The sequence below is a fragment of the Burkholderiales bacterium genome, from assembly GCA_023511995.1.
GTDB lineage: Bacteria > Pseudomonadota > Gammaproteobacteria > Burkholderiales > Thiobacteraceae > Thiobacter.
The window spans coordinates 17,501-33,323 of record JAIMAL010000018.1; the positions used below are offsets into that span (position 1 = coordinate 17,501).

The 15,823-nt window shown below is 66.4% G+C and carries 17 protein-coding genes; 10 read left to right on the forward strand and 7 right to left on the reverse strand.

The annotated features are described in order from the left end of the window. The first annotated feature begins 75 nt into the window (after positions 1-75). The 4 genes from ccoG to ccoS are packed head-to-tail and all read left to right on the forward strand — an operon-like array spanning position 76 to position 4,963. A complete protein-coding gene (ccoG, locus tag K6T56_09795) occupies positions 76-1,515 on the forward strand; it encodes a cytochrome c oxidase accessory protein CcoG (protein MCL6556640.1) in 1,440 nt (479 codons plus the stop codon). Beyond that, positions 1,512-2,309, forward strand: coding sequence for a FixH family protein (locus tag K6T56_09800; protein MCL6556641.1), 798 nt, complete (start codon positions 1,512-1,514; stop codon positions 2,307-2,309). The genes ccoG and K6T56_09800 overlap by 4 nt, the downstream gene beginning before the upstream one ends. After that, positions 2,306-4,711, forward strand: a complete 2,406-nt coding sequence (gene cadA / locus K6T56_09805; GenBank protein MCL6556642.1) for a cadmium-translocating P-type ATPase — start codon at positions 2,306-2,308, stop codon at positions 4,709-4,711. Before K6T56_09800 ends, cadA begins: the two co-directional genes overlap by 4 nt. Before the next feature lie 45 nt (positions 4,712-4,756). Further along, positions 4,757-4,963 (forward strand): cbb3-type cytochrome oxidase assembly protein CcoS, encoded by a 207-nt coding sequence (ccoS, locus tag K6T56_09810; protein MCL6556643.1) that lies wholly within the window; start codon positions 4,757-4,759, stop codon positions 4,961-4,963. Positions 4,964-5,196: 233 nt separating this feature from the next. On the opposite strand, the gene rpoH is transcribed toward ccoS, so the two are convergent. From rpoH to ftsY, 4 genes are all read right to left on the reverse strand, one after another. After that, positions 5,197-6,066 (reverse strand): RNA polymerase sigma factor RpoH, encoded by an 870-nt coding sequence (gene rpoH, locus K6T56_09815; GenBank protein ID MCL6556644.1) that lies wholly within the window; start codon positions 6,064-6,066, stop codon positions 5,197-5,199. A 125-nt stretch (positions 6,067-6,191) separates the two neighbouring features. Continuing rightward, positions 6,192-7,082 (reverse strand): permease-like cell division protein FtsX, encoded by an 891-nt coding sequence (gene ftsX / locus K6T56_09820; GenBank protein MCL6556645.1) that lies wholly within the window; start codon positions 7,080-7,082, stop codon positions 6,192-6,194. Continuing rightward, a complete protein-coding gene (gene ftsE, locus K6T56_09825; protein ID MCL6556646.1) occupies positions 7,079-7,732 on the reverse strand; it encodes a cell division ATP-binding protein FtsE in 654 nt (217 codons plus the stop codon). Before ftsE ends, ftsX begins: the two co-directional genes overlap by 4 nt. Then, entirely contained in the window at positions 7,729-8,697 is a 969-nt protein-coding gene (gene ftsY / locus K6T56_09830; protein ID MCL6556647.1) for a signal recognition particle-docking protein FtsY, read from the reverse strand. Before ftsY ends, ftsE begins: the two co-directional genes overlap by 4 nt. 88 nt (positions 8,698-8,785) lie before the next feature. On the opposite strand from ftsY, the gene K6T56_09835 reads away from it, so the two are divergent. The 5 genes from K6T56_09835 to K6T56_09855 are packed head-to-tail and all read left to right on the forward strand — an operon-like array spanning position 8,786 to position 12,810. Then, the gene (locus tag K6T56_09835) at positions 8,786-10,171 is read left to right on the forward strand and encodes an insulinase family protein (protein MCL6556648.1); all 1,386 of its coding nucleotides are present in this window, start codon (positions 8,786-8,788) and stop codon (positions 10,169-10,171) included. Next, positions 10,161-11,498, forward strand: coding sequence for an insulinase family protein (locus K6T56_09840; GenBank protein MCL6556649.1), 1,338 nt, complete (start codon positions 10,161-10,163; stop codon positions 11,496-11,498). Before K6T56_09835 ends, K6T56_09840 begins: the two co-directional genes overlap by 11 nt. Continuing rightward, positions 11,383-12,045: a 16S rRNA (guanine(966)-N(2))-methyltransferase RsmD gene (gene rsmD, locus K6T56_09845; GenBank protein ID MCL6556650.1), complete on the forward strand. Its 663-nt coding sequence runs from the start codon at positions 11,383-11,385 to the stop codon at positions 12,043-12,045. Before K6T56_09840 ends, rsmD begins: the two co-directional genes overlap by 116 nt. Next, entirely contained in the window at positions 12,042-12,524 is a 483-nt protein-coding gene (coaD, locus tag K6T56_09850) for a pantetheine-phosphate adenylyltransferase (GenBank protein MCL6556651.1), read from the forward strand. The genes rsmD and coaD overlap by 4 nt, the downstream gene beginning before the upstream one ends. Positions 12,525-12,558: 34 nt before the next feature. After that, positions 12,559-12,810 carry a YfhL family 4Fe-4S dicluster ferredoxin gene (locus K6T56_09855; protein ID MCL6556652.1) on the forward strand — a complete coding sequence of 84 codons (252 nt, stop codon included), beginning with the start codon at positions 12,559-12,561 and terminating at the stop codon, positions 12,808-12,810. Between the two features lie 114 nt (positions 12,811-12,924). On the opposite strand, the gene K6T56_09860 is transcribed toward K6T56_09855, so the two are convergent. Continuing rightward, positions 12,925-13,158, reverse strand: coding sequence for a DUF3567 domain-containing protein (locus K6T56_09860; GenBank protein ID MCL6556653.1), 234 nt, complete (start codon positions 13,156-13,158; stop codon positions 12,925-12,927). Positions 13,159-13,265: 107 nt separating this feature from the next. Between K6T56_09860 and K6T56_09865 the strand changes: the two genes are divergently transcribed. Then, complete coding sequence (locus K6T56_09865; GenBank protein MCL6556654.1) at positions 13,266-14,027, forward strand: tetratricopeptide repeat protein; 762 nt, start codon at positions 13,266-13,268, stop codon at positions 14,025-14,027. Positions 14,028-14,030: 3 nt separating this feature from the next. Here the strand turns inward: K6T56_09865 and K6T56_09870 are convergent, their stop codons facing one another. Beyond that, a complete protein-coding gene (locus K6T56_09870) occupies positions 14,031-15,011 on the reverse strand; it encodes a 2Fe-2S iron-sulfur cluster binding domain-containing protein (GenBank protein MCL6556655.1) in 981 nt (326 codons plus the stop codon). Between the two features lie 27 nt (positions 15,012-15,038). Beyond that, a complete protein-coding gene (locus K6T56_09875; GenBank protein MCL6556656.1) occupies positions 15,039-15,677 on the reverse strand; it encodes a thioredoxin family protein in 639 nt (212 codons plus the stop codon). Positions 15,678-15,823 lie beyond the last annotated feature (146 nt).

Sequence of the window (15,823 nt, forward strand, 5' to 3'; positions counted from 1 at the left end):
GTGGGCTGCCCTGCGGCCCGTCGTCTTCCCCCTTGACCCCGCCCCGTGGCGGGGTCTTTTCATCCGAGGACTGGCATGCAGGCCGGAATCGAAGAGCAGAGCGCGCTCTACGAAAAACGCATCCCCATCTTTCCCCGTTCGGTGAAGGGCGCCTTCCGCCGTTTCAAGTGGGGCGTGCTCATTCTCGCCTACAGCGTCTATTTCGGCCTGGTGTGGCTGCCCTGGCCGCGCCACGAAGGCCCTGCCCAGGCGGTGATGTTCGATCTGGCACACCGCAAGTTCTACCTCTTCGGCCTGGTGGTCTATCCCCAGGAGCTCATTCTCTGGCTGGGGATGTTGCTGTTCATCGCCGCCGCCCTTCTCTTTTTCGTCACCGCCCTGGTGGGACGGGCCTTTTGCGGCTATTTCTGCTTCCAGACCTTGTGGACGGATTTCTTCGTCTGGATCGAGCGACTGATCCAGGGGGAACGGCCGCAGCGGGTGCGGCTGTACAAACAGCCATGGAACCGGGAGAAAATCCTCAAGGTGGGGGCGACCCATCTGGTGTGGCTGCTGGTGGCTTTCTGGACGGCCTTCACCTTCGCCGCCTATTTCACCTATGCGCCGGAGCTTGTGCGTGATTTCTTCACCGGCGCGGCTCATCCGGCCGCCTATGGCACGGTGCTGATCCTCACCCTCACCACCTATGTCGCCGCGGGGCTCGGTCGGGAGCAGATTTGCATGTACGTCTGTCCCTACGCCCGCTTCCAGAGCGTGATGTACGATCCGGAAACCCTCGTCGTCACCTACGACGAAAAGCGCGGCGACGGCACCCTGGGCCGGGCGCCCCTGCGCCCCGGCGCGAAGACGCGGGAGGAGCGCCAGGCCAAGGGCTACGGCGATTGCATCGACTGCACCCTGTGCGTGCAGGTGTGTCCCGTGGGCATCGACATCCGCAATGGCTTGCAGTATCCCTGCATCTCCTGCGGCCTGTGCATCGATGCCTGCAACGGTGTGATGGATTCCATCGGCTTTCCCCGCGGCTTGATCCGTTACGATTCCGAGGTCAACATCAAGTCGCCCCACCCCGGCAAACCCCATCTGCACTGGAAGCGACTGAAGGTCATCGGCTATGGACTGGCGGTGGTGGTGATGTCGGTGTTCCTCGCATTGTCCATTGCCAATCGCAGCGACCTGGAGCAGGCGGTGATCCAGGTGCGGCAACCCCTCTTCGTCGTGCTCTCCGATGGCCAGATCCGTAACCGCTACCAGATCCGCCTGGCCAACCGCGGCGATCACGAGGAGACCTACGTCCTCGGCGTGCGGGGCATTCCGGAGGAGGCGGCAGACTTCGGCAATTTCCGCCGGGTGACGGTGAAGCCGGGGCAAAGCCTGCTCGTCCAGGTTAGCGTCAAGCTGCCGCCGGAGATGGCGGCGCGGGTGGAATCCTTCGCCTTCACCATCACCCCGCAAAGCCGGCCCCATGAAGTGCATGAGAGCCCGGCGCGGTTCTACAGCCAGCACAGCGTGCAATGAGTTTCGTTGCAACCCTCTTCGGTGGCGTGGCGCTGGTGGTGGTGCTCTACCATCTGCTGCGTCTGCTGGGGCTTTCCAACTACTGGCGCGGCGTCATCAGCGGTGTGGTGCCCCTCCTGGGTTACGCCCTTTATGCGACGGGCAACTGGGCGGGCCTCGATGTGCTGGCCATCCACACCGCCGTCTATCTTTCCGCTGCCACGGCGCTCACCCTGATGAACCGCGGGGAGCGGGAGCAGGCCGCATCGCGTGCCCCCCTCCACTGGGCACCCAAGCTCTTCATCGGCTTTTTCCTCGTGGTACTGGCCCTCAACGCGGTGTTTCTCTATGTCGCAAGCCAGGGTCTGCCGCCGTGGCTAGCCCGCTGGCTTTTGCCGGGGGCGGACCAGGGTGAGGTGCACACCGCCTTTCCCGGCGTGGTGCCCCACGGTGTGGAGGCGGCGAAGGAAATCGGCTCCGAACTCAGTGCCCGCCAGCGTCAGTTGCGCCTCGGCTGGCGGGTGGCGGTGGAGGGGCTGGAAGCCTTGGCCCGTGATGGCGCAGCCCAGGTGACGGTGGAAGCCCGCGAGCGCGACGGCTCCCCCCTGGAGGCGGCGCAGGTGGTGCTTAAGCTTCTGCGCCCGGCGCAGGCTGGAAGCGATCTCACGGTTACGCTCACCCCCGGCAAGCCCGGGACTTACACCGCCTGGGTGCGCCTTTCCGAGCCCGGGCGCTGGATCGCCGTGGTGCGTTTAAGCCGTGGCGGTGACCACTACCAGACGGAAAGTGAGCTGACGGTGGCGCGCGCGCCATGAGCGGGGAGTGCTTCCACTGCGGGCAGCCGGTCCCTCCGGGTGTGGACCTGAAAGTGACGGTGGACGGCGCGCCCCGCGCCATGTGTTGCCGGGGCTGTCAGGCCGTGGCGGAGGCCATCGTCGCCAATCACCTGGAGGACTACTACCGCCACCGCACGGCGCCCCCGGCCACGCCCCAGGAGCTGGTTCCTGATGCCCTGCGGCAGCTTGCCGTCTACGACCACCCGGACATCCAGAAAAGCTTCGTCGTCGATGCCGGCGAACACTTGCGGGAGGCGGTGTTGATTCTGGAGGGCATCACCTGCGCCGCCTGCATCTGGCTCAATGAACGCCATCTCATGCAGTTGCCCGGCGTCAAGGGGGTGAACGTCAACTACGCCAGCCACCGGGCGCGCATCCTCTGGGATGAGCGGGAGATCAGCCTGTCCAAAATCCTCGCCGAGATCAGGCTTCTCGGTTACTCCGCCCATCCCTTCAGCGCCCACGCCGCCGATACCCTGCGCCGCGCGCGCCGCGCCAGCGACCTGCGCCGGCTGTTCGTGGCGGGGCTCGCCTCGGCGCAGGTGATGATGTTCGCCATCGCCCTCTACGCCGGCGCGTACTACTACGACATGGATCACGGCACCGCCCAGCTCATGCGCTGGGCGAGTCTCCTCCTCAGCATCCCGGTCGTGTTCTACTCGGCCATTCCCTTCTACCGTGGTGCCAGATCAGCGCTGAGGACCGGCCACCTCAACATGGACGTGCCGGTAACCCTGGCCGTGCTCGCCGGTTTTTTTGGCAGTGCCTGGGTGACCTGGCGGGGTGAGGGGGTGGTGTATTACGACACCATCACCATGTTCGTCTTCATTCTGCTGGCCTCCCGCTTTCTGGAACAGGGGGCGCGGGAAAAATCGGTGGAGGCGGCGGAAAACCTCCTCAAGCTCGCCCCCGCCATGGCCACCCGTCTGCGGGAGGAAAAGCCGGAAGTGGTGCCGGTGCTGGAGCTTGCCGTGGATGACCTGATCCTGGTGCGACCCGGCGAGGCGGTGGCCGCCGATGGCGTGGTCATCGAAGGGGAGAGCAGCACCGACGAGGCGCTGCTCACGGGGGAAAGCCGGCCCGTGCCCAAACGCCCCGGGGACGCCGTGATCGCCGGCTCCATCAACCTGGAAGGGCCCCTCAAGGTGCGGGTGACGGGCGTGGGGGAGAACACGGTGCTCGCCGGCATCGTCCGCCTCCTGGATCGGGCGCAGGCGCAGAAACCCCGCCTGGCGATGCTCGCCGACCGGGTGGCCGCCTATTTCACCGCCTTCCTGCTGCTGCTTGCCCTCGCCACCGGCATCGGCTGGTATTGGGTGGACCCCGGGCGGGTGTTCGAGATCGTACTCGCCGTGCTGGTGGTGACCTGTCCCTGCGCGCTGTCCATCGCCGCCCCGGCGGCCATTGCCGCGGCGGCTTCCAGCCTCCTCAAACGGGGGATCCTCCTCACCCGTGGCCATGCCCTGGAGACCCTGGCGCGCGTGGATCACGTGGTCCTGGACAAGACGGGAACCCTCACCCATGGCCGCCCCACCCTGGAACGGGTCATCCCCCTCGCCGGCATGGAGGCAGAGCAGGCCAAACTCCTTGCCGCAAGCCTCGAACAGGCCTCCGAGCATCCCCTCGCGGCGAGTTTCCTTGCCGCGGTGGAGGGGCGCGCCTGCCTTCCGGTGGCTCTGCCGCAGAACCTCCCCGGCCAGGGGGTGGCGGGCACCATTGGGGGGGTACGCTACACCCTCGGCAGCACCCGCCTGCTCAAGGAGACGCCCCAGCTGCCCCAGGCCGCGGATTGGCCGGCGGGTGCCACCGTGGTCTGGCTCGCGGTGGAGGGTAAGCCCTTGGCCGCCTTCGTCCTCGCCGACCGGCTGCGTCCCGAGGCAGGGGAGCTCATGGAAAGACTCAAGGCGCTGGGCGTGGGGGTGAGCATCCTGAGCGGGGACGACGAGGCCGCGGTGCGCCACGTGGCGGAGACCCTGGGGGTGGCCGACTGGCATGCCCGTGCCCGGCCGGAAGACAAGCTCGCCAAGCTGCAGGCCCTGCAGGCCGCGGGGCGGGTGGTGGCCATGGTGGGCGACGGCGTGAACGATGCCCCCGTGCTGGCGGCCGCCCAGGTTTCCATCGCCATGGGCGGCGGCACCCAGGTGGCCCGGGCCAGCAGCGACATCGTGCTGCTGTCGGAAAACCTCCTCGACGTGGCGCGCGCCCTTGCCACCGGCCGGCGAGCCATCGCCATCATGAAGTCCAATTTCGCCTGGGCGGTGGGCTACAATGTGCTGGCGCTGCCCTTTGCCGTCCTAGGCTATATCCCGCCGTGGCTTGCGGCCATCGGCATGTCGGCAAGCTCCCTCATCGTGGTCCTCAATGCGCTGCGTCTGCGCTGAGCCCATCCGTTTTCGCCGGCCGTCCCGGGGCGGGGAAGTCGCGTCATGAGCGGTATCCTCTTCTTCCTCATCGGCCTGTCTGGTCTCGTCTTCCTTGCCTTGGCCGTGGGCATCTGGTGGGCGGTGAAAAGCGGCCAGTTCGACGATCTGGAAGGACCCGCGCAGCGCATCCTCATGGACGATGACGATCCCCTGATGCCCGGCCGCGGGCGGGGCAGCCGGGAGGAAGAACAATTGAAGGACGGCCCCTGACAGGCTACAATGCGCGCCTGACAAGCGGAGCGATCATGATCAAGACTATGTTTTCCAAAGAGAACCTGCCCCTCACCGTGGTGGTGATCCTGGTGGCGATGGGCTGGCTCTCCTTCCTTTCCGTGATTCTCGCCAACCTCTGAAGGGGCCGTGGGCCCCGGCCATCAAGCCGCGGACCATAAAAAAAGCGCTGCCGGACCCGACAGCGCTCTTTTACTTTCCTTGAGGCGGCTTCAGCAGGTGGCGCTTTCACAGCCCTGGGCGACGATGGCCGCCTTCATTTTCTTTAGGGCCTTGGCCTCGATCTGGCGGATGCGTTCCGCCGACACCCCATATTCCGCCGCCAGTTCCTGCAGGGTGAGGGTGTTGTCCTCCCGCAGCCAGCGGGTCTCGATGATGCGGCGGCTGCGTTCATCCAGGCTCGCCAACGCCTGAGTGAGCCCCCGCTCACGGAGCAGCTCGCCTTCCTTGTATTCGAGCTGTCGGCCGGGTTCGGCGTCGGGGTCGGTGAGGTAGGCGATGGGGGCGAACCCCTGCTCCTCTTCATCGCCCAGGGGTTCCAGGGCCACGTCCCCGCCATCGAGACGGGTTTCCATTTCCACCACCTCTTCCGGTTTCACCCCCAGGTCCTTGGCGATGGCCTCCACCTCCTTCGGCCCCAGGGTGCCCAGGCTCTGCTTCATGCTGCGCAGATTGAAGAAAAGCTTGCGCTGGGCCTTGGTGGTGGCGATTTTCACCATGCGCCAGTTGCGCAGGATGAACTCGTGGATTTCCGCCTTGATCCAGTGGATGGCAAAGGACACCAGGCGCACTCCGCGGTCCGGATCGAAGCGCCGCACCGCCTTCATGAGGCCCACGTTGCCTTCCTGGATGAGATCGGCCTGGGGCAGCCCATAGCCCGCATAACCGCGGGCGATGTTCACCACCACCCGCAGATGGGACAGCACCAGGGTGCGGGCGGCCTCCAGATCATTGTGGTCCCGCAGCCGCCGTGCCAGCCGGTACTCCTCTTCCGCGCTCAGCACAGGGAAGGACTTGGTCGCCTGGATGTAGCTTTCCAGGCTGCCCACGGTTGGATTCGGCAAAGCGATTGCAGCGGTCATGATTTCCCTCCCAGAGAAGTGCTTTCAGTTTAGCACTCGGCCCCTGAGAGTGCTAGTCGGGCGGAAAGTTCCGCCATGTGAAAACCCCGCTTCGACCCAGATTGCCCCGAGGGGACAATCTGGGTTCAATGGCGGTGGAGGTGAAGGGTGGCGGCAAGCCAGGCCCCCAGCCAGCCCAGTCCCGCGGAAAGGGCGGTCAAGGTACCCGCCTCCCGCCAGCCGAGGCCCTCAAGGCGGAAATCCGAGCCGTAAGCGGCGGCAAGGGCCTCCACCCGGCCGTTGAGGGAGAGTACCGCCACTGCCAAGAGGGCCAGGGCGAGCAGCGCCCCCAGCAGGCCCTGGAGGGTGCCCAGATAGAGGAAGGGGCGGCGTACGAAGCCATCGGTGGCGCCCAGAAGCCGGCTCACCTCGATTTCCTCCCGGTGGGCGAGGACCTGCAGGCGGATGGTGTTGAAGCTCACCGCCACCAGGGCGGTGGCAAGCAGCCCGGCCAGTACCAGGACGAAATCCCGCCCCAGGGCAAGCCAGGCCGCAAGCCGCTCCGCCCAAGCGGAATCCAAGGTGGCGCGGGCCACCCCCGGCAGCCGCGCCAGCTCCTGGCGCAGGGCTTCCAGAGCCTGGGGATCGGTGCTTTTCGGGGTGAGCAGGAAGGCATCGGGAAGGGGATTGCGGCCCAGGGTGGCCACCACGTCCTTCAAGCCGGCACGGCTTGCTAGGCCGGCGAGGGCCTCGTCGCGGCCGACGAAGCGCACCCCGGCGAGGTCCCGCCGCGCGCCCAGGAGGCCCGCAAGCTCCCCCCTTTTCGCCGAATCGCTGAGAAAGAGGGTGATTTCCGGTTTGGCCGGCAACCGCGCCGCCAGCCGGCCCACATTGTCCAGGGTGAGGTAGAGGCTTGCCGGCAGGGCGAGGGCGACCCCGATCACCAGCACCGTGAGAAGTGTAGCCACGGGGCTGTCCCCCAGCCGCGCCAGGGTGAGGGAGAGGGCGGCGCGCTGATGGGCAAGCCAGGTCCTCATGCCTGAATCCTCCCGTCCCGCAGGGCCAGCACCCGGGGGTTGAGTTTTTCCACGAGCCGGGGTTCGTGGGTGGCGATGAGCAGCGTGACGCCGGCGCGGCTGAAGGCCGCCAGCATGTCCAGCAGGAGCTCCGCATACTCGGCGTCCAGGTTGCCGGTGGGTTCGTCGGCGAGGAGGACGCTGGGGCGGTTGACGATGGCACGGGCGATGGCCAGCCGCTGCTGTTCGCCGCCGGAGAGGGTGATGGGCATGGCGCGCTCCCGGTGGGCAAGTCCCACCTTGTCCAAGGCGGTGCGGGCGCGGCGGGCGGCTTCCTTGACCGGCATGCCGCAGATGCGCAGGGGCAGCATCACGTTCTCGAAGCAGTTCCGGTCGTAGAGGAGCTTGGCATCCTGGAAGATGAGGCCCAGGGTGCGGCGCCAGTAGGGCATGGCCTTGCGCGACAGGCGGCCGATATTCTGCCCGTCCACCACCACGCTGCCCGAGGTGGGGCGCTCAATGCCGGCAATGAGCTTGAGCAGGGTGGATTTGCCGGCGCCGGAAGGGCCGGTGATGGCCACCATCTCGCCGGTGGCGATGGTGAAGCTCACCTCGGCGAGCGCCGTGTGGCCGCCGGGATAGCGCTTGCTGACCTGACTGAAGGTGATCACGCGAAGAGCGCTTCCACGAACTCCCGGGCGCGGAAGGGTTGGAGGTCTTCCTTGCCTTCGCCCACGCCGATGAAACGCACCGGCACCGGCCGCGTCGTGGCAATGGCGGCCAGCACCCCACCCTTCGCCGTGCCATCGAGCTTGGTCACCACCAGGCCGGTGAGTCCCAAAGCGTCGTCAAAGGCCTTGACCTGGGCCAGGGCGTTCTGCCCGGTGTTGGCATCCAGGACCAGGAGAATCTCGTGGGGTGCGCCCGGCTCAGCCTTGTCGATGACCCGTTTCACCTTCTTGAGCTCCTCCATGAGATGGAGCTGGGTGGGCAGCCGCCCGGCGGTATCCGCCAGCACCACGTCGATGCCCCGGGCCTTCGCCGCCTGGATGGCATCGTAGATGACGGCCGCCGAGTCGCCCTTCTCCTGGGCGATGACGGTGACCCCATTGCGTTCCCCCCAGACCAGGAGCTGCTCCCGCGCCGCGGCGCGGAAGGTGTCACCGGCGGCAAAGAGCACGCTTTTGCCATGCGCCTTGAACCAATGGGCGAGCTTGCCGAGGGTGGTGGTTTTGCCCGCTCCGTTCACCCCCACCATCATGATGACGAAGGGGCGGTGACCGGAAACCTCGAGCGGTTTTTCCAAGGGGCTGAGAAGCTCCGCCATGGCTTCGAGGAGGGCGTCCTTGAGCGCCTGCGGGTCGGTGAGGCGGTCCCGCTTCGCCCGTGCCCGCAGGGCATCAAGGAGACGCTGGGTGGCCGTCACCCCCACGTCGGCGGTGAGCAGAATGGTCTCCAGCTCCTCATAGAGGGCCTCGTCGATTTTGCCGTGGCGGCCAAAGAGGGCGGCGAGGGGCGCGCCCAGGGCCTGCCGGGTGCGGGCAAGCCCGTTTTTGAGCCGCTCGCGCCAGCTCATGGGGGCCTGCGCTTGCGTCGTGGGTTCCTGCTCGGATTTGGACTTGAAGAAACCAAACATGGGAAAGCCGGTCGGATGGATGGCCGCGCCCAAGCGCGGAAGATGGCGTCGATTATACTATCCAGCTCATTCTTCCCCAGGAAAAACGATGAAACCGTCACGCTCCCGGCCGGCGGCTTTACTTGCCGGTCTTCTGCTGGGTCTTTTGGCGCCGGCCTTTGCCGGCCAGGAGGTGGTCAGCCACACCCTGGCCAATGGCATGCGTATTTACGTCAAGGAGGACCACCGCGCCCCCGTGGTGGTCTCCCAGATCTGGTACCGCGCCGGCAGCATGGACGAACACAACGGCACCACCGGGGTGGCCCACGTGCTGGAACACATGATGTTCAAGGGTACCCGGCAGGTGCCGGCAGGGGAGTTCTCCCGCCTCATCGCCGCCGCCGGTGGCCGGGAGAATGCCTTTACCAGCCGCGACTACACCGCCTACTTCCAGACCCTGCAGAAGGACAAGCTGCCGCTGGCCCTGCGCCTCGAGGCGGACCGCATGACCAACCTGGTGTTAAGCCCCCAGGAGTTCGCCAAGGAAATCGAAGTGGTGCGCAACGAGCGGCGCTGGCGCACCGAGGACAAACCCCAGTCCCTGGTTCATGAGGCCCTCATGGCCACCGCCTTCCTCGCCCATCCCTACCGCTTCCCCGTGATTGGCTGGATGGATGATCTCCGCAACATGACGGTGGAGGATGCGCGGGATTGGTATCGCCGCTGGTATGCCCCCAACAATGCCAGCCTGGTGGTGGTGGGGGATGTGGATGCCCAAGCGGTCTTTCGCCTCGCCCGGCGCTATTTCGGGCCGCTCAAGGCGCGGCCGCTGCCCGTGCGCAAACCCCAGCAGGAACCGGAACAGACCGGACCGCGGCGGGTGACGGTGAAGGCGCCGGCGAAGCTCCCCTATCTCCTCATGGGCTGGCCGGTGCCGGTGTTGAAGGACCCGCAGGCGGACTGGGAGCCCTACGCCCTGGAAATGCTGGCCGGGGTCCTGGATGCCAATGCTGCCGCCCGTTTCCCCACGCGGCTGGTGCGGGAGAGCCGGGTGGCGGTGGAGGCGGGCGCGGCCTATGACGCCATCCAGCGGGGGCCGGGGCTTTTCCTGGTGGATGGCACACCCAGCGAGGGCAGGACCGTGGCCGAGCTTAAGGCTTTCATCCGCGCCGAATTGAACCGCATCAAGGAGGAAGGGGTGAGCGCCGAGGAGCTTGCCCGCATCCGCTCCCAGCTCATTGCCGCCCAGGTCTATCAGCGGGATTCCATGTTCTACCAGGCCATGCAGATTGGCGAGGTGGTGACCGTGGGCTTCCCGCCCGAGGTGGTGGAGCTACGCATCGAAAAACTCAAAGCGGTCACCCCCGAGCAGGTGCAGGCGGTCGCCCGCAAATACCTGGTGGATGAGCGGCTCACCGTCGCCACCCTCGATCCCCAGCCGCTGGAAGGCCGCACCCCCGTAGCCCCGCCGAAAGGAATGCGCCATGGCGATTGAAAGACCAAGTCTGCGCGGGGGGCTTTGTCGCCTCCTGCTCCTCTTTTTGGGGATTGGCCTTGTTCCATCCGCCCACGCGGGGGTGAGCATTCAGCACTGGCGTACTTCCCAAGGGGCGAAGGTGCTCTTCGTGGAAAACCATGCCCTGCCCATGCTGGACGTGGCGGTCTGGTTCGACGCGGGCAGCCGCCGTGACGACAAGGGGCTTTCCGGCCGCGCCGGCCTGGTGGCGGGGCTGATGCAGAAAGGCGCCGGGGGTCTGAGCGAGGACGAGATCGCCCGCCGGCTGGCGGATGTGGGTGCCCAGCTTGCCACCGCCTTCGACCGCGACCGCGCGGGATTCAGCCTGCGCACCCTGACGAGTCCGCGGGAGAAGGAGGAGGCGTTGCGCCTGCTCGCCCTGATTCTCGGGCAGCCGGATTTCCCACCGGAGGTGGTGGAGCGAGAAAAACAGCGGGCCCTGGCCTCCCTCAAGGAGGCGGAAACGCGCCCCGACTACCTCGCCGAAAAGGCGTTTTACAAGGCCATCTATGGCGAACACCCGTATGCCCTGCCGCCGGCCGGCGAGGTGGAGAGCGTTGCCCGCGTAACCCGCGAGGATCTCATCGCCTTTTACCGCGCCCATTACGGCGCGCCGGGGGCGCTGGTGGTGATGATCGGCGATGTCACCCGCGCCCAAGCCGAGGCGATCGCTGAAGGGCTCACCCGTGGCCTGCCGGAAGGTCCGGCGCCCGCCCCCCTCACCGTGCCCATCCCGGAGCCTACGGGCAGCCTCGTGCGGCTTGCCCATCCCGCCACCCAGGCGCACATTCTGCTGGGTTCGCCCGGGATGAGCCGGCGCGATGGGGATTATTTCCCGCTGCTGGTGGGCAACTACGTGCTGGGTGGAGGCGGCTTCGATTCCCGCATCCTCAAGGAAATCCGCCAGAAGCGGGGGCTTGCCTACAGCGCCTACAGCTATTTCCTGCCCCTCGCTCAGCCGGGGCCCTTTGAAATCGGTGTGCAGACCCGCAAGGAGGACGCTCCCCAGGTGCTGGCGGTCTTGCGCCGCACCCTCGAGGATTTCCTGCGGCAGGGGCCAACCGCTCAGGAACTTGCCCAGGCCAGGGACAACCTCGTGCTGGGTTTTCCCCTGCGCATCGACAGCAATCGCAAGATTCTCGATTTTCTGGGGGTGATCGGCTTCTACGACCTGCCCCTCACCTGGCTCGATGACTACCCGGCGGCGGTGGCCAAGGTCAGTGCCGGAGAGATCCGGGAAGCCTTCCGCCGGCGGGTGGTGCCGGAAAAACTCGTCACGGTGGTGGTGGGTGGGCCGGAGCCGTAGGGGTGCCAGGCGGGTGCGCATCATCGGCGGCACCTGGCGCAGCCGGCTGATTGCTTTCCCGCCGGCGGCGGGCCTGCGTCCCACGCCGGACCGGGTCCGGGAGACCGTTTTCAACTGGCTGGGCCAGACCCTGGAAGGCAGGACCTGCCTCGATCTTTTCGCCGGCAGCGGTGCCTTGGGGTTCGAGGCCGCCTCACGTCAGGCGCGGCGGGTGGTGATGGTGGAAAAACACCACGGGGCCTTTCTCGCCCTGCGGGAAAACGCGGCGCGGCTTCAGGCGGAAAACTGCGTCCTCATCGAGGACGATGCCCTCGACTGGCTGCGCCGGGATACGGACGTGTATGATGTGATCTTCCTCGACCCGCCCTTCGCCGCGGCGCTTTTGCCCACCCTCTGGCCCCTGGTGGCGCCGCGGCTTGGCCCGGGGGGTGTGGTCTACGTGGAAAGCGGCGCGCCCCTTGTCTGTCCTGCGGGCTGGGAGCTTTACCGGAGTGGACGGGCGGGCGCTGTGCATTATGGTCTGGCCCGACGCGAAGGCAGCGCATGAAACCCAGCCGCATCGTCTATCCCGGCAGTTTCGATCCCATCACCCGCGGCCACGAGGACCTGGTGCGGCGCGCCGCCCGGCTGTTCGAGGAGGTCATCGTGGCGGTGGCGGAAAGCCCCCACAAGCGCCCCTTCTTCAGCCTCGAGGAGCGGGTGGAAATGGCGCGCCTGGCGCTCGCGGAGGTGCCAGGGGTGCGGGTGGTGGGCTTTTCCGGGCTGCTCATGCGCTTCCTAGAAGAACAGGAGGCGCAGGTGGTGCTGCGGGGCCTGCGCGCGGTGTCGGATTTCGAATACGAGCTGCAGTTATCGGGCATGAACCGCAGGCTCAACCCGGAGGTGGAGACCCTGTTTCTCACCCCCTCCGAGCAGTACATGTTCGTCTCCGCCTCCCTGGTGCGGGAGATCGCCCGCCTCGGCGGCGATGTGAGCGAATTCGTGCATCCCTTGATCAAGGCGCGGCTCGGTGCCAGAATGTGCTGAATATCAGCAAGCTCTTATAGACGGGGAATTGGCCATGTCACTCAAAATCACCGACGAATGCATCAACTGCGACGTGTGCGAGCCCGAGTGCCCCAATGGGGCCATCTCCCAGGGCCCGGACATCTATGTCATCGACCCCAACCTGTGCACCGAGTGCGTGGGCCATTACGACACGCCCCAGTGCGTCGAGGTCTGCCCGGTGGATTGCATCATCACCGGCGTGGAAGAGTCGCGGGAAGTGCTGGAGGAACGCTACCGCCTCATCAGCGGCCAGAAAGTCGCGTAAGCCGGCCGGCTGGGGAGCGGGTCACGCCCGCCCGGCCCCCGGCAAAGAAAAACGCCCGGGGTTTGCCCGGGCGCCTCACCGACAAAAAGCCCCGGCTCGCCCGGGGCTTGGGAATCAGTGATACACCAGACGGTGGGTCATCAGGGCGTCGAAATTGCCGATCACGCCTTCCACGTCTTCTTCCGTCGGGTTGCGGTCGCGCAGCCCTTCCATGGACTGACGGAAGACGCGCGCCAACTCCCCGTTCAGAAACACCCCCGTACCCAGCCGGGTGTTGACCAGCTCGAACCCGTTGAGTTCGGGATATTCCAACACTTGGTACAGGTCGTTGGCAAAGACCAGGTTCATCGTCTGCTACCTCCTTGAGAAGCTTTTTGCTTCGCTGCTCCTTAGATGATGCAGAAGAGGAAAAATTCAAGCCTCAATATTTTGCCCCAGGCGCCGTAAATGGGAACATGAGAAAAACATCCCGCTCGGCCCAGGCCGTCCTCGCCGCCAACCGGCAGAATGCCATGACCGTTGCCGCCCTGGTGGACGAGGGCAACCGCTTGATGGACGCCCAGGACCCCGCCGCCGCGCAGCGGGTTTTCCAGTCCGCCGTGGATATTCTTCTGGGCAGCCGCAGTCGGGATGACAAGCGGCTCGCCATTGCCCGCTACAACCTCGCCCGCGCCTTCGCCGCCCAGGGCAAGCGGGAGCGAGCCATCGCGGAATACCAGGCGGCATTGAGTCTGCGTCCGCGTTTCCCCGAGGCGCAGAACAACCTGGGCATGCTCCTCATCGATGAAGGTCGCTTCTCAGAGGCGGCGGAGCTCTTCCGCCGGGCAATCCAGGCCGACCCCCTTTTGGCTTCCGCCCATTACGGGCTCGGTGTGGCGCTGCAGAACTTGGGCCGCAACCAGGAGGCGGCCTTCTGCTATCAGCGCGCCATCACCCTGAAACCAGATTTCTACGCCTCCTGGGTGAATCTGGGCCTCATCTGCTATGCGGTGGGTTCCCCGGAGGTCGCGGTGCATTGTTTCAACGAGGCGATCGGCCTGTGCCCGGGCAATGCGGAGCTTTATTTCCAACTGGGGCTTGCCTTCATGGCGCAGGAGCGCTTCACCGAGGCGGCGCGGGCGTTTTCCCGCGCGGTGGAGCTCAATCCCGACTACACGCTGGCGAAGGACGCGCTGGAGGAGGCGCTGTACTTCAAGCTGGCCACCCAGGCCGGCTAGTCCTCAGACCACCGCCGCCGCCAGGCGGTCCGGCGTGAGACCGTGTTGCAACAGACGCTCGCAGGCGCGGGAGGTGAAGCCCTGGGGCCCGGCCACATAAGCCTGGAAGGCGCTGAGGTCGGCATGTTCCGCCAGGATGGCGGCCATCACCTGATCCGGATTGGGCTCCTCCAGGTTGTCGGCGGAAAGCTCCCGGTAGTGGAAATGGTCCAGGGCATCCTCCCAGGCGCGGCACCAGTTGGCGAGGTAGTGGCCCCCTTCCACCGTGGCGAGCCAGTAGAGATAAATGGGCTCCTCCCATTCCAGGGAGGCGGCGTGTTCCAGGAGGCTCTTGATGGGGGCGAAGCCGCTGTTGCAGGCGATGAAGAGAAGCGGCCGGCGGGCATCCTGGCGCAGCACGAAATCCCCCACCGGGCCATAGACGGTCACACTGTCCCCCGGCCGCAGCGTGCCGAAGACCCGTGCCGAAAAACGGTCCCCGAGGTTGCGCACATGAAACTGCAGGTTGCGGTCATCGCAGGGACAGCTGGCAATGGCATAGACGCCCGCATCGTCCCCCACCGCCAGCGCCACACTCTGCCCGGCGAGAAAACGCAGTCGCTGACTGCGCGGCGTCTGCAGGTGGAGTAACCGCACCTTGTCGGTGAGGGGCGTGATCGCCTTCACCCGCGCCACGATCTCCTGGAACTGAATTTCCTCGGGATGGGTGGCCACTCCCGCTTCCAGCACTACGTCGCTTCGCGCCGTGTGGGCGCACATGAGGAGCCACCCCTGCTGCTTCTCCACCTCGGTGAAGACGTAATCCTGATGCCGGGTCCTTTCCACCTGACCGGAGACGAGGCGCGCCCGGCAGAGTCCGCAGTTGCCGCTGCTGCAGCCATAGTTGATGGCCACCCCTGCGCGCAGGGCGGCTTCGAGGAGCGTATCCTGCCCGGCGAGTTCGAAGACGTGGTGGGAGGGCAAAAGCTCGATGCGGAAGGGCATGTTTCAATGCTAGACGATACCCGCCCCTCACGCCGGCGGCGCCTGTCCCGCCAAGGCCTCGCGGGCGATTTCCCGCACCTCCGGATCGGGATCGTCCTGAAGCTTTGCAAGAACCGCCGCGGCTTCAGTGCCGCCGATCAGGGAGAGGAAATGGGCGATGTCAATGCGATCCCGGGCTGAAGCCTCAGGCAGGGCCCGGGCCAGGGGGGCGACCATCGATTGCGCGAGCGCCGTGCCCTGGAACTCCTCCAGCACGGCACCGATGCCCAGCCGCACCACCATGGCCGCCTCGGGATCCAGGACCAGCGCCGCCAGGATTTCGGCGCGGCGCGGGTCTTCCCGGATGAGGGATTCCACCTTGTCCCGGCGGCCGGTTTTCAGCATTTCGATGAAGTATTCCCGCAGACCCTGCCGGGGATCGGCCGCCAGTTGGGCCCAGCGGCGCAAGGCCTCCGGTGTCAATGCCCCTTCGAACTGGAACGGCCCGATTCTCAACCAAGGGACGCTGCGCACCCCCAGCGCCTGGGCGCGGTCGGCTGCCTGCGCCGCATCGACGACCTCAAGACTATCGATGAGTCCCTCCGCCTGCAGATTTTCCAGGGCACGCTTGACGCCGGGGCAGTGGGGGCAGCCGGGCAGGGTGAAAAGCAGGGCGGAAGGCGCCATGGTGAAAATCTCTGTTGGCCGATCCCCTCCTCAAGGGGGCTTTGGCCCTGCTGATAACAGCGACTATACGTCGCAAGAAGGAGGGAAACCTGTCCTCGGCCATCGCTCCCCGGGACGGCGCGGGGCGCGGCCTTGGCAGCCGTATT

Excerpts from the sequence above, each read along its gene's own strand:
- rsmD (MCL6556650.1), top strand. The coding sequence starts at position 11,383 with ATGACTACCCGGCGGCGGTGGCCAAGGTCAGTGCCGGAGAGATCCGGG.
- K6T56_09870 (MCL6556655.1), bottom strand. The coding sequence starts at position 15,011 with ATGCCCTTCCGCATCGAGCTTTTGCCCTCCCACCACGTCTTCGAACTC.
- ccoG (MCL6556640.1), top strand. The coding sequence starts at position 76 with ATGCAGGCCGGAATCGAAGAGCAGAGCGCGCTCTACGAAAAACGCATC.
- ftsX (MCL6556645.1), bottom strand. The coding sequence starts at position 7,082 with ATGAGGACCTGGCTTGCCCATCAGCGCGCCGCCCTCTCCCTCACCCTG.
- K6T56_09875 (MCL6556656.1), bottom strand. The coding sequence starts at position 15,677 with ATGGCGCCTTCCGCCCTGCTTTTCACCCTGCCCGGCTGCCCCCACTGC.
- K6T56_09840 (MCL6556649.1), top strand. The coding sequence starts at position 10,161 with ATGGCGATTGAAAGACCAAGTCTGCGCGGGGGGCTTTGTCGCCTCCTG.
- rpoH (MCL6556644.1), bottom strand. The coding sequence starts at position 6,066 with ATGACCGCTGCAATCGCTTTGCCGAATCCAACCGTGGGCAGCCTGGAA.
- K6T56_09860 (MCL6556653.1), bottom strand. The coding sequence starts at position 13,158 with ATGAACCTGGTCTTTGCCAACGACCTGTACCAAGTGTTGGAATATCCC.
- ccoS (MCL6556643.1), top strand. The coding sequence starts at position 4,757 with ATGAGCGGTATCCTCTTCTTCCTCATCGGCCTGTCTGGTCTCGTCTTC.
- K6T56_09835 (MCL6556648.1), top strand. The coding sequence starts at position 8,786 with ATGAAACCGTCACGCTCCCGGCCGGCGGCTTTACTTGCCGGTCTTCTG.
- K6T56_09800 (MCL6556641.1), top strand. The coding sequence starts at position 1,512 with ATGAGTTTCGTTGCAACCCTCTTCGGTGGCGTGGCGCTGGTGGTGGTG.
- coaD (MCL6556651.1), top strand. The coding sequence starts at position 12,042 with ATGAAACCCAGCCGCATCGTCTATCCCGGCAGTTTCGATCCCATCACC.
- K6T56_09865 (MCL6556654.1), top strand. The coding sequence starts at position 13,266 with ATGAGAAAAACATCCCGCTCGGCCCAGGCCGTCCTCGCCGCCAACCGG.
- K6T56_09855 (MCL6556652.1), top strand. The coding sequence starts at position 12,559 with ATGTCACTCAAAATCACCGACGAATGCATCAACTGCGACGTGTGCGAG.
- ftsY (MCL6556647.1), bottom strand. The coding sequence starts at position 8,697 with ATGTTTGGTTTCTTCAAGTCCAAATCCGAGCAGGAACCCACGACGCAA.
- cadA (MCL6556642.1), top strand. The coding sequence starts at position 2,306 with ATGAGCGGGGAGTGCTTCCACTGCGGGCAGCCGGTCCCTCCGGGTGTG.